This is a genomic window from Pseudomonas chlororaphis subsp. chlororaphis (genome assembly GCF_003945765.1).
Lineage (GTDB): Bacteria > Pseudomonadota > Gammaproteobacteria > Pseudomonadales > Pseudomonadaceae > Aquipseudomonas > Aquipseudomonas chlororaphis.
The window spans coordinates 4,419,656-4,431,542 of record NZ_CP027712.1; the positions used below are offsets into that span (position 1 = coordinate 4,419,656).

10 protein-coding genes and 1 pseudogene are annotated in these 11,887 nt (G+C 62.3%); 5 read left to right on the top strand and 6 right to left on the bottom strand.

Going from position 1 to position 11,887, the window contains the following annotated elements; translation table 11 throughout:
• The first annotated feature begins 11 nt into the window (after positions 1-11).
• The 5 genes and pseudogenes from nuoK to C4K27_RS19920 form a co-directional block, all read left to right on the top strand.
• Positions 12-320 (top strand): NADH-quinone oxidoreductase subunit NuoK, encoded by a 309-nt coding sequence (gene nuoK / locus C4K27_RS19900; RefSeq protein ID WP_085985111.1) that lies wholly within the window; start codon positions 12-14, stop codon positions 318-320.
• Complete coding sequence (nuoL, locus tag C4K27_RS19905) at positions 317-2,170, top strand: NADH-quinone oxidoreductase subunit L (protein ID WP_007929611.1); 1,854 nt, start codon at positions 317-319, stop codon at positions 2,168-2,170. Before nuoK ends, nuoL begins: the two co-directional genes overlap by 4 nt.
• Before the next feature lie 39 nt (positions 2,171-2,209).
• Positions 2,210-3,742, top strand: coding sequence for an NADH-quinone oxidoreductase subunit M (gene nuoM, locus C4K27_RS19910; RefSeq protein WP_007929612.1), 1,533 nt, complete (start codon positions 2,210-2,212; stop codon positions 3,740-3,742).
• Between the two features lie 7 nt (positions 3,743-3,749).
• Complete coding sequence (gene nuoN / locus C4K27_RS19915; RefSeq protein ID WP_007929613.1) at positions 3,750-5,213, top strand: NADH-quinone oxidoreductase subunit NuoN; 1,464 nt, start codon at positions 3,750-3,752, stop codon at positions 5,211-5,213.
• 188 nt (positions 5,214-5,401) lie between these two features.
• Positions 5,402-5,485: pseudogene (locus tag C4K27_RS19920) on the top strand (transcriptional regulator); the annotation flags it as partial.
• A gap of 178 nt (positions 5,486-5,663) precedes the next feature.
• Here C4K27_RS19920 and C4K27_RS19925 read toward each other — a convergent pair.
• Genes C4K27_RS19925 through C4K27_RS19950 form a run of 6 tightly spaced genes read right to left on the bottom strand, consistent with a single transcriptional unit; the run spans position 5,664 to position 11,624 of the window.
• The gene (locus C4K27_RS19925; RefSeq protein ID WP_053261847.1) at positions 5,664-7,406 is read right to left on the bottom strand and encodes an ABC transporter substrate-binding protein; all 1,743 of its coding nucleotides are present in this window, start codon (positions 7,404-7,406) and stop codon (positions 5,664-5,666) included.
• Positions 7,407-7,456: 50 nt separating this feature from the next.
• Positions 7,457-7,729: a DUF2160 domain-containing protein gene (locus tag C4K27_RS19930; protein ID WP_009044596.1), complete on the bottom strand. Its 273-nt coding sequence runs from the start codon at positions 7,727-7,729 to the stop codon at positions 7,457-7,459.
• A gap of 10 nt (positions 7,730-7,739) precedes the next feature.
• Positions 7,740-8,540: a carbohydrate ABC transporter permease gene (locus C4K27_RS19935; RefSeq protein ID WP_007929618.1), complete on the bottom strand. Its 801-nt coding sequence runs from the start codon at positions 8,538-8,540 to the stop codon at positions 7,740-7,742.
• An 11-nt stretch (positions 8,541-8,551) separates the two neighbouring features.
• Complete coding sequence (locus C4K27_RS19940) at positions 8,552-9,418, bottom strand: carbohydrate ABC transporter permease (protein WP_007929620.1); 867 nt, start codon at positions 9,416-9,418, stop codon at positions 8,552-8,554.
• On the bottom strand, positions 9,415-10,530 hold the full coding sequence (locus C4K27_RS19945; RefSeq protein ID WP_053261848.1) for an ABC transporter ATP-binding protein: 1,116 nt from the start codon (positions 10,528-10,530) through the stop codon (positions 9,415-9,417). The genes C4K27_RS19940 and C4K27_RS19945 overlap by 4 nt, the downstream gene beginning before the upstream one ends.
• Positions 10,530-11,624 carry an ABC transporter ATP-binding protein gene (locus tag C4K27_RS19950; protein WP_053261849.1) on the bottom strand — a complete coding sequence of 365 codons (1,095 nt, stop codon included), beginning with the start codon at positions 11,622-11,624 and terminating at the stop codon, positions 10,530-10,532. The genes C4K27_RS19945 and C4K27_RS19950 overlap by 1 nt, the downstream gene beginning before the upstream one ends.
• Positions 11,625-11,887: the final 263 nt, after the last annotated feature.

The window sequence follows — 11,887 nt, forward strand, 5'->3', positions numbered from 1 at the left end:
ACATGCCTACGATCGGAACTATCCCTCTGGAGCATGGCCTGGCCGTTGCCGGCATCCTGTTCTGCCTTGGCCTGGTCGGCCTGATGGTGCGCCGCAACATTCTCTTCGTGCTGATGAGCCTGGAAGTGATGATGAACGCCTCCGCCCTGGCCTTCATCGTCGCAGGTGCCAGATGGGCGCAGCCGGATGGACAGATCATGTTCATCCTGGTGATCAGCCTGGCAGCCGCTGAGGCCAGCATTGGCCTGGCGATCCTGTTGCAGCTGTATCGCCGCTTCCACACTCTCGATATCGACGCTGCCAGCGAGATGCGCGGATGAACCTTCTCTATCTGACTTTCCTGTTCCCCCTGATCGGTTTCCTGCTGCTGTCGTTCTCCCGTGGACGCCTCTCGGAAAACCTCGCCGCCCTGATCGGTGTCGGCTCCGTTGGCCTGTCGGCGATTGTCGCGGCTTATGTGATCTGGCAATTCAACGTCGCCCCGCCGGAAGGCGGCCACTACACCCAGGTGCTGTGGCAGTGGATGACCGTAGGCGACTTCAAGCCGACCTTCGCCCTGTATCTGGATGGCCTGTCCGTGACCATGCTCGGCGTGGTGGTGGGCGTGGGCTTCCTGATCCACCTGTTCGCGTCCTGGTACATGCGCGGTGAAGACGGTTACTCGCGCTTCTTCGCCTACACCAACCTGTTCATCGCCAGCATGCTGTTCCTGGTGCTCGGCGATGACCTGTTGTTCCTGTACTTCGGCTGGGAAGGCGTGGGCCTGTGCTCGTACCTGCTGATCGGTTTCTACTACAGCAACCGCAACAACGGTAACGCGGCACTCAAGGCCTTTATCGTCACCCGCATCGGCGACGTGTTCATGGCCATCGGCCTGTTCATCCTGTTCCAGCAGCTGGGCACCCTGAATATCCAGCAACTGCTGGTCGCGGCACCTGCGAAGTTCCAGGCCGGCGACTTCTGGATCGTCCTGGCGACCCTGATGCTGCTGGGCGGCGCGGTCGGTAAATCCGCCCAGCTGCCGCTGCAGACCTGGCTGGCGGACGCGATGGCCGGTCCTACTCCGGTTTCGGCACTGATCCACGCCGCAACCATGGTGACCGCCGGTGTCTACCTGATCGCCCGTACCCACGGTCTGTTCGCCCTGGCGCCGGATATCCTGCACCTGGTGGGCGTCGTCGGTGGCGTGACCCTGGTCCTGGCCGGCTTCGCCGCGCTGGTCCAGACCGACATCAAGCGGATCCTCGCCTACTCGACCATGAGCCAGATCGGCTACATGTTCCTGGCCCTGGGCGTTGGCGCCTGGGATGGCGCGATCTTCCACCTGATGACCCACGCCTTCTTCAAGGCCCTGCTGTTCCTTGCCTCCGGTGCGGTGATCGTTGCCTGCCACCACGAGCAGAACATCTTCAAGATGGGCGGCCTGTGGAAGAAACTGCCACTGGCCTACGCCAGCTTCATCGTCGGCGGCGCGGCCCTGGCGGCCTTGCCACTGGTCACCGCCGGTTTCTACTCCAAGGACGAGATCCTCTGGGAAGCCTTCGCCAGCGGTAACCACGGCCTGCTGTATGCCGGTCTGGTCGGGGCCTTCATGACCTCGCTGTACACCTTCCGCCTGATCTTCATCACCTTCCACGGTGAAGCCAAGACCGAAGCCCACGCCGGCCACGGTATCAGCCACTGGCTGCCGCTGTCGGTGCTGATCATTCTGTCGACCGCCGTCGGCGCCATGATCACCCCACCGCTGCACGGTGTGCTGCCGCAAAGCGTCGGCCATGCCGGCGGCGAAGCCAAGCACAGCCTGGAACTGGCGTCGGGCGCCATCGCCATCGCCGGTATCCTGCTGGCCGCGCTGCTGTTCCTCGGCAAGCGTCGCTTCGTTACCGCCGTCGCCAACAGCGGCATCGGCCGCATCCTCTCAGCCTGGTGGTTCGCTGCCTGGGGCTTCGACTGGATCTACGACAAACTGTTCGTCAAGCCATATCTGGCGATCAGCCATGTACTGCGCAAAGACCCGCTCGACCAGACCATCGGTCTGATCCCGCGCCTGGCCAAAGGGGGCCACAACTCCCTGAGCCGTACGGAAACCGGTCAACTGCGTTGGTACGCCGCCTCGATGGCTGCTGGTGCCGTGCTGGTTATCGGCGCCGTCGTGCTGGTAGCGGTCTGATATGAACCTTGCGAACTTGCGAAAGGAATTGAGCCCGTCATGATTCTGCCTTGGCTAATCCTGATCCCCTTCATCGGCGGCCTGCTGTGCTGGATGGGTGAGCGCTTCGGCGCCACCCTCCCCCGCTGGATTGCGCTGCTGACCATGTCCCTGGAACTCGCTCTCGGCCTCTGGCTGTGGGCCCATGGCGACTATTCATTCGCTCCGGCACCTGGCGCCGATCCGACCTGGACCCTGGAGTTCAAGCACGTCTGGATCGAGCGCTTCGGCATCAACGTGCATCTGGCCCTCGATGGCCTGTCGCTGTTGATGATCCTGCTGACCGGCCTCCTGGGCGTGCTGTCCGTCCTCTGCTCCTGGAAAGAGATCCAGCGTCACGTGGGCTTCTTCCACCTGAACCTGATGTGGATCCTGGGCGGTGTCGTCGGCGTGTTCCTCGCCCTCGACCTGTTCATGTTCTTCTTCTTCTGGGAAATGATGCTGGTGCCGATGTACTTCCTCATCGCGCTCTGGGGTCACAGTTCTTCGGACGGCAAGAAAACCCGGATCTACGCCGCGACCAAGTTCTTCATCTTCACTCAGGCTTCCGGCCTGATCATGCTGGTGGCGATCCTCGGTCTGGTGCTGGTCAACTTCAACGACACCGGGGTGATCACCTTCAACTACGCCGACCTGTTGAAGACCAAGATGTCGACCACCACCGAGTACGTGCTGATGCTCGGCTTCTTCATCGCCTTCGCGGTGAAACTGCCGGTGGTGCCGTTCCACTCCTGGCTGCCCGATGCCCACGCCCAGGCACCGACCGCGGGTTCCGTGGACCTCGCCGGTATCTTGCTGAAGACCGCGGCCTACGGCCTGCTGCGTTTCGCCCTGCCGCTGTTCCCGAATGCCTCGGCCGAGTTCGCGCCGATCGCCATGACCCTGGGTCTGATCGGGATCTTCTACGGTGCCTTCCTGGCCTTCGCCCAAACCGACATCAAGCGCCTGGTGGCATTCTCCAGCGTTTCGCACATGGGCTTCGTGCTGATCGGTATCTACTCCGGCAGCCAGCTGGCCCTGCAGGGCGCGGTGATCCAGATGCTGGCGCACGGCCTGTCGGCGGCGGCACTCTTTATCCTGTGCGGCCAGTTGTACGAACGCACCCACACCCGCGATATGCGTGAAATGGGTGGCCTGTGGTCGAAGATCGCCTACCTGCCAGCCATCAGCCTGTTCTTCGCCGCGGCCTCGCTGGGCTTGCCGGCGACCGGTAACTTCGTCGGCGAATTCCTGATCCTGATCGGCACCTTCGCCCGTGCCCCATGGGTCACTGTGCTCGCGACGTCCGGCCTGGTGTTCGGTTCGGTCTATTCGCTGATCATGATTCACCGCGCCTACTTCGGCCCGGCCAAGTCGGACGCGGTCCTGCACGGCATGGACGCTCGCGAACTGATCATGGTGGTCGGACTGGCGGCGCTGCTGATCTACATCGGCATCTACCCGCAACCGTTCCTCGATACCTCTGCCGCCACCATGAGTGGCGTGCAGCAATGGCTCGGCACCGCCTTCACTCAACTCGCTTCGGCCCGGTAAGAGCGCTATGGACTTTACGATTCAACACTTTATCGCGCTTGCGCCGCTGTTGATCACCAGCCTCACCATCATTGTGGTGATGCTGGCTATCGCCTGGCGTCGCAACCATTCGCAAACCTTCCTGCTGTCGGTCGCCGGTCTGAACCTGGCGTTGCTGTCGATCCTCCCGGCCCTGAAAGTCACCCCTCTGGCGGTGACTCCATTGCTGCAGATCGACCAGTTCGCCTGCCTGTACATGGCGCTGATCCTGGTGGCCACCCTGGCCTGCGTCACCCTCGCCCATGCCTACCTGGGCGACGGCGGCACCGGTTACCCGGGCAACCGCGAAGAACTGTACCTGCTGATCCTGATGGCCGCCGCCGGTGGCCTGGTTCTGGTCAGCGCGCAGCACCTGGCCGGCTTGTTCATCGGCCTGGAGCTGCTCTCGGTACCGGTCTACGGCCTGGTGGCTTATGCCTTCTTCAACAAGCGCTCGCTGGAAGCCGGCATCAAGTACATGGTGCTGTCGGCCGCCGGTTCCGCGTTCCTGCTGTTCGGCATGGCCCTGCTCTACGCCGAAGCCGGCAGCCTGAGCTTCAACGGCATCGGTCAGGCCCTGGCCGCGACCGGCCTGCCTAGCCCGCTGGCCCAACTGGGCCTGGGCATGATGCTGATCGGCCTGGCGTTCAAGCTGTCGCTGGTACCCTTCCACCTGTGGACCCCGGACGTCTACGAAGGGGCCCCGGCGCCTGTGGCGGCCTTCCTGGCCACCGCGAGCAAGGTGGCGGTATTCGCGGTGATGGTGCGTCTGTTCCAGATCTCGCCGGTGGCCAGCAGCGGTGTCCTGAACACCGTGCTGACCCTGATCGCGATTGCCTCGATCCTGTTCGGCAACCTGCTGGCGCTGACCCAGAGCAACCTCAAGCGTCTGCTGGGTTACTCGTCCATCGCCCACTTCGGTTACCTGCTGATCGCCCTGGTGGCGAGCAAGGGCCTGGCGATGGAAGCCATCGGCGTCTACCTGGTCACCTACGTGATCACCAGCCTCGGCGCCTTCGGCGTGATCACCCTGATGTCCTCGCCCTACAAGGGTCGCGACGCGGATGCCCTGTACGAGTACCGCGGCCTGTTCTGGCGCCGTCCGTACCTGACCGCCGTACTGACCGTGATGATGCTGTCCCTGGCCGGCATCCCGCTGACCGCGGGCTTCATCGGCAAGTTCTACATCATCGCCACCGGTGTCGAAGCGCACCAATGGTGGCTGGTCGGCTCCCTGGTCCTGGGTAGCGCCATCGGCGTGTTCTACTACCTGCGCGTCATGGTCACCCTGTACCTGATCGAGCCAAACCTGCGCCGCGTCGATGCCCAGCTGCACTGGGAACAGAAAGCCGGCGGCGTAATGCTGCTGGCCATCGCGGTCCTGGCGTTCTTCCTCGGCGTCTACCCACAACCGCTGCTGATCCTGGTCCAGCAATCCGGTCTGGCGGGCTGATCGCTCAAGCACGATCCGCGGTAAAACAAGACGGCGCCTTCGGGCGCCGTTTTGCATTTATGGGAACGGCCCTCCCCTGCCCTGCGAATTGCCCTTCAAGCAAATCCGTGATGCCTGACATACCCGAACTGTGCCTGGCTTTAAAGTGAACTCCACACGTCACACTCAAATAGAGGCAAGGAAGAACGATGAGACGAGACATCTTTTCCGAGTTGGTCGAAGGCCTTGAAGCGCTGGCAGATGAACGTCACGGCAAGATCACACTACCCACCAGGACGCTGTCGCGAGCAATCGAGCGGCAACCCTCTACACCTACAGAACTGAAGACCGCCGGCACCTGCGCCACGAAACAGCTAGGGTAGGCTTGCTCGCGAAAGCGACAACGCAATCATCGCGCGCCTCGAAAAAACGGCACCCGAAGGTGCCGTTGCGTATTACCGATCCACAACCTTATTTGCGCGCTGCCTCCCACGACTTGAGCAGTTCGTTGTAGCTCACGGTTTCCCCCTTGGGTTTCTCGTTGGCCAGTTTCGGTTTCGGCGCGCCCGGCTGGTCGAACCAGTATTGCGCGTCGCGCTCGGGGTTCATTTTCGGCGCGCAGGTGGCCTGGGCTTTCGAGCGCTCGAGCCGGGTCATGATCGCGTCCTGGTCCTTGGCCAGGCCATCGAGCGCCTGTTGCGGGGTTTTCTCGCCGCTGGCGGCTTCGGCGATATGGCTCCACCACAACTGCGCCAGGCGTGGATAGTCCGGCACGTTGGTGCCGGTCGGCGTCCACTGCACCCGGGCTGGGCTGCGATAGAACTCCACCAGGCCGCCGAGCTTCGGCGCCAGGTCAGTCATCGCCTGGGAGTTGATGTCCGACTCACGGATCGGTGTCAGGCCGACGATGGTTTTCTTCAGCGACACGGTTTTCGAGGTCACGAACTGGGCATAGAGCCAGGCCGCGAGTTTCTGCTTCTCCGGGGTGGACTTCATGAAGGTCCAGGACCCCACGTCCTGATAGCCCAGCTTCATGCCCTCCTCCCAGTACGGTCCACGCGGCGACGGCGCCATGCGCCATTTCGGCGTGCCGTCGGCGTTCATCACCGCCAGGCCCGGCTTGGTCATGTCGGCGGTGAAGGCGGTGTACCAGAAGATCTGCTGGGCGATATTGCCCTGGGACGGCACCGGCCCGGACTCGGAGAAGGTCATGCCCGCCGCTTCCGGTGGCGCGTACTTTTTCATCCAGTCGACGTATTTGGTGGTGGCGAACACCGCCGCCGGGCCGTTGGTGTCGCCGCCGCGGGTCACGCTGGAGCCCACCGGATGGCAATCCTCGACGCGAATCCCCCACTCGTCCACCGGCAAACCGTTGGGCAAGCCCTTGTCGCCACCGCCGGCCATGGAGAACCAGGCATCGGTGAAGCGCCAGCCCAGGGACGGGTCCTTCTTGCCGTAGTCCATATGCCCGTAGACCCGCTTGCCGTCGATCTCCTTGACGTCCTCGCTGAAGAACTTGGCGATGTCCTCATAGGCCGACCAGTTCACCGGCACACCCAGCTCGTAGCCGTACTTCTCCTTGAACTTGGCTTTCAGGTCGGCCCGCTCGAACCAGTCGGCGCGGAACCAGTACAGGTTGGCGAACTGCTGGTCGGGCAACTGATAGATCTTGCCGTCCGGCGCGGTGGTGAAGGAGATGCCGATGAAGTCCTTGATGTCCAGGGTCGGCGAGGTGTAGTCCTTGCCTTCATTGGCCATCAGGTCGGTGATGGATTCAGTCTTGCCATAACGAAAGTGCGTGCCGATCAGGTCGGAGTCGTTGACCCAGCCGTCATAGATATTCTTGTCCGACTGCATCTGGGTCTGCAGCTTCTCCACCACGTCGCCTTCCTGCAGCAGGTCGTGGGTCAGCTTGATCCCGGTGATTTCACTGAAAGCCTTGGCCAGCACCTTGGACTCGTATTCATGGGTGGCGATGGTTTCCGAGACCACGTTGATCTTCATCCCGCGAAACGGCTCGGACGCCTTGATGAACCACTTCAGCTCTTCCAGCTGTTGCTCCGCGGTCAGGGTGGATGGCTTGAACTCGCTGCCGATCCATTTTTTCGCGGCGTCCTCATAGGCGTCGGCCCAGGCCGTCGCGCTCAGGCCGCTCAATGCCAGCATGGCCGCCAATGAAACGCTATGTCGCAGCTTATTGTTTTTGTCGAACATAGAGACCTCCCGGTTGAATTTCGAAGCAGGACCGCCGCGCACGCGCCCGGCTAGCCCCAACGCATCACAGCCAACAGCCACACCAGGGACAGCACGAACGCCACCCAGATGCTCCAGTCGGTGGCGCCGATTACCAGCAGATGCAGGTAGGCGCTGCCGAGAAGACCGATAAACAGACGATCGCCACGGGTGGTGGCAATCGGCAGGAAGCCGCGCCGAGGGATGCTCGGCGAACGCAGCTCCCAAGTGGTCATGCCCAGCAGGATCAAGGCAATGACACCGAAGAATGCCGCCGTCGGGGCGGTCCAGTTCATCCATTCCATCAACGGTTCCTCATACCCGGCCCAGGGCAAAGCCCTTGGCCACATGGTTGCGAACAAACCAGATCACCAGCATGCCCGGCAGAATGGTCAGCACCCCGGCGGCCGCCAGCACGCCCCAGTCGATACCGGAGGCGGACACGGTGCGGGTCATCACCGCGGCGATCGGCTTGGCGTTCACCGAGGTCAAAGTCCGCGCCAGCAGCAGCTCGACCCAGGAAAACATGAAGCAGAAGAACGCCGTCACGCCGATCCCCGAACCAATCAGCGGGACGAAGATCTTCACGAAGAACTTGGGAAAGCTGTAGCCGTCGATGTAGGCGGTCTCGTCGATTTCCTTCGGCACCCCGGACATGAAGCCTTCGAGAATCCATACCGCCAGCGGCACGTTGAACAGGCAGTGGGCCAGGGCCACGGCAATGTGCGTATCGAACAGGCCGATGGACGAATACAGCTGGAAGAACGGCAGCAGGAATACCGCCGGCGGCGCCATGCGGTTGGTCAGCAGCCAGAAGAACAGGTGCTTGTCGCCGAGGAAGCGGTAGCGCGAAAAGGCGTAGGCCGCCGGCAGCGCCACGCTCAGGGAAATCACCGTGTTCAGGCTGACGTAATACAGCGAGTTGAGGTAGCCGGTGTACCAGCTGGGGTCGGTGAAGATCACCTTGTAGTTGTGCCAGGTGAAGTCCTGGGGCCACAGGGTCAGGCTGCCGAGAATCTCGTTGTTGCTCTTGAACGACATGTTCAGCAACCAGTAGATCGGCACCAGCAGGAACAGGATGTAGATCAGCAGCGGTATCAGCTTGCGCTTGGTCATGGCGGCCGTCCTCAGCGATTGGCGTCGGAGTGGGTCATGGCGGTGTAGAACAGCCAGGACACCAGCAGGATGATCAGGAAGTACACCAGGGAGAACGCTGCGGCCGGGCCCAGGTCGAACTGCCCGATCGCCATCTGGGTCAGGGTCTGGCTAAGGAAGGTCGTGGCGTTGCCCGGCCCGCCGCCGGTGAGCACGAACGGCTCGGTGTAGATCATGAAGCTGTCCATGAAGCGCAGCATCACCGCGATCAGCAGCACGCTTTTCATCTTCGGCAACTGGATATGGCGGAACACCGCCCAGTTCGACGCCCGGTCGATGCGCGCCGCCTGGTAATACACGTCCGGGATCGCCCGCAGTCCCGAAAAGCAGAGCAGCGCCACCAGCGAGGTCCAGTGCCACACGTCCATCACCAGCACCGTGACCCAGGCATCCATGGTATTGGCCGCGTAGTTGTAATCGATGCCCAGGGCATTCAGCGCCGAGCCCATCAGGCCGATGTCGGCGCGGCCGAAGATCTGCCAGATGGTGCCCACCACGTTCCATGGGATCAGCAGCGGAATGGCGAGGATGATCAGCACCACCGACGACCAGCGCCCCTTGCTCGGCATGGTCAGGGCGATGGCGATGCCCAAGGGAATTTCGATCAACAGCACGCAGGCCGAATAGATGAACTGGCGCAGCAGCGAGTCGTGCAGGCGCGGGTCGAGCAGCACCTGGCGGTACCAGTCGGCGCCGACGAAATAGCGGCTGGACTGGTCGAAAATGTCCTGCACCGAATAGTTGACCACGGTCATCATCGGGATCACCGCACTGAAGGCCACCAGCAGGAACACCGGCAATACCAGCCACCAGGCTTTGTTGTTCTGCACTTTGTTCATGGCTGAACCTCGTTCGTGGCGTGGGCCTCCAGCAGGTATTCGTCGGCGTAGACCATCAGCCACTGCGCGGGGAAGCTGATGCAGGCCCTGCCCTGCGGCACCGGTTTGTCTTCGGCCAGCCGCACTTTCAAGACCGCGCCGTCGAGGTTCAGGGTCATGATCTTGTAGGTACCCAGGTCCTCGATGTGGACCACGTCGGCCTGCAGCGCCTCCTCATAAGGCTCGTCCCAGACATGGATGAACTCCGGGCGGATGCCAACTTTCAGGCTCTGGTAATCGATCTCGGCGATCCGCTGCTGCAAGGCTTCGGGCAAGGCCAGATGGGTGCCGGCGAACCTGACACCGCCGGCCTCTGCCCGGACCTCGATCAGGTTCATCCCCGGGCTGCCGATGAAGTAGCCGACAAAGGTGTGGCTCGGCCGCTCGAACAGCTCCCGCGGGGTACCGAACTGGACGATCTGCCCACCGTACATCACCGCGATCTTGTCGGCGAAGGTCGAGGCTTCGAGCTGGTCGTGGGTGACGTAGACCATGGTGATGTTGAACTGCTCGTGGATCTGCTTGAGCTTGCGCCGCAGCTTCCACTTCAAGTGCGGGTCAATCACCGTCAGCGGCTCGTCGAACAGGATCGCCGATACGTCGTCGCGCACCAGGCCGCGGCCCATGGAAACCTTCTGCTTTTCGTCGGCGCTGAGGTTGCGCGCCTTCTTGTTCAGCAGCGCCTGCAAGTCGAGGACCTCGGCGATCTCCTGCACCTTGCTGTGCACCCTGGCCTCGGCCAGGCCCTGGTTGCGCAGCGGGAAGGCCAGGTTGTCGAACACCGTCATGGTGTCGTAGACCACCGGGAACTGGAAAACCTGGGCGATGTTGCGCTTCTCGGGAGTCAGCTCGTTGACCACCCGGGTATCGAACAGCACCTGCCCCTGGGAAGGGCTGAGCAGCCCGGAAATGATGTTGAGCAAGGTCGACTTGCCGCAGCCGGACGGCCCGAGCAAGGCATAGGCGCCGCCCTGTTCCCAGACGTGGTTCATCTCGCGGATCGCATAGTCCTCGGGACCGGCCGGGGTACTGGTGTAACTGTGGGCGAGGTTGTGCAAACGGATTTCGGCCATCAGGCAACCCTCGCGACGCGCCGCCCCGGCGCCTGGACCAGACGGCCCTGGGCATCGAAGACAAACAGTTTGTGGGTGGGGATATAGATACGGATCGGCGCGTCGACGTCGTATTCGTGCACGCCGGGCAGGTGCAGCACCAACAGGAATTGTTCGTTGCGCACATGCAGGAAGGTTTCCGAGCCGCTGATTTCCGCCACCTCGACGGTCACCGCCAGCTCCAGGTCGTCGTCGTTGCTCGGTACCAGGGAGATATGGCTGGGCCGCACACCGAAGCGAAACTCGCCCTCGCCGACCGGGCGCAGATCGACGTTCAGCGGAAAGTGCACGAAATTGGCGAAGCTCACTTCATTGCCGGCGATGCGCCCCGGCATCAGGTTGATCGGCGGCTCGGAGAACAGTTCGGCGGCCAGCACCGTCTGGGGCTGGTGATAGACCTCGGCGGTCTTGCCGCTCTGCACCAGGCGCCCCTCGTGAAGGATGGTGGTGGTGCCGCCCAGGGCCAGCGCCTCGTTGGGCTCGGTGGTGGCGTAGATGGCGATGGTGTGGCGGGCCTGGAACAGCTCGCGCATCTCCTGGCGCAACTCTTCGCGCAGCTTGTAGTCGAGGTTGACCAGCGGCTCGTCGAACAGGATCAGCTCGGCATCCTTGACCAGCGCCCGGGCCATCGCCGTGCGCTGCTGCTGGCCGCCGGACAGCTCCAGCGGATGGCGCTGCAGGAACTTCTCGATCCGCAGCATCTTCGCCGTCTCCAGCACCTTGCTCTCGATCAGTTGCGCCGAAACACCGGCCTGGCGCAGCGGCGAGGCGATGTTCTCGAACACGGTCATGGTCGGGTAGTTGATGAACTGCTGATAGACCATCGACACGTTGCGCAGGCGCACCGGGTGCCCGGTGACGTCTACGCCGTTCATCAGGATGCGCCCACTGGCGGGCTTGTCGAGCCCGGCGATCAGGCGCATCAGGCTGGTCTTGCCGGACAGCGTGCGCCCCAGCAGGACATTGAAGGAACCGGGTTCAAAGCGCAGCGAGATGTCATCGATCCAGGTCTGGCCCTCGACGACACGGCTGACGTGCTCCAGCGTTAATGACATGGCTCGGCCTTTTTTATTATTGGAATCAAGCGACCGGAGCAGCAGAGCGACTTTCGTGCCAGAACCGCGGCAGCAAACCAAGCCACTGATAAGTCTGATATTTATTAAAAGACAGGCTATTGGAAGGTTCACAGCTGAACAGAAATGAACAACCCGCACTGAACAACTGAACAGTCTGGCGGTTGACAATGAACAAGAGTGAACAACACTGGATGGACGCTTTTGCCCGTAAACGCCACAGTTCCGGGCCTAGGCCAATAACA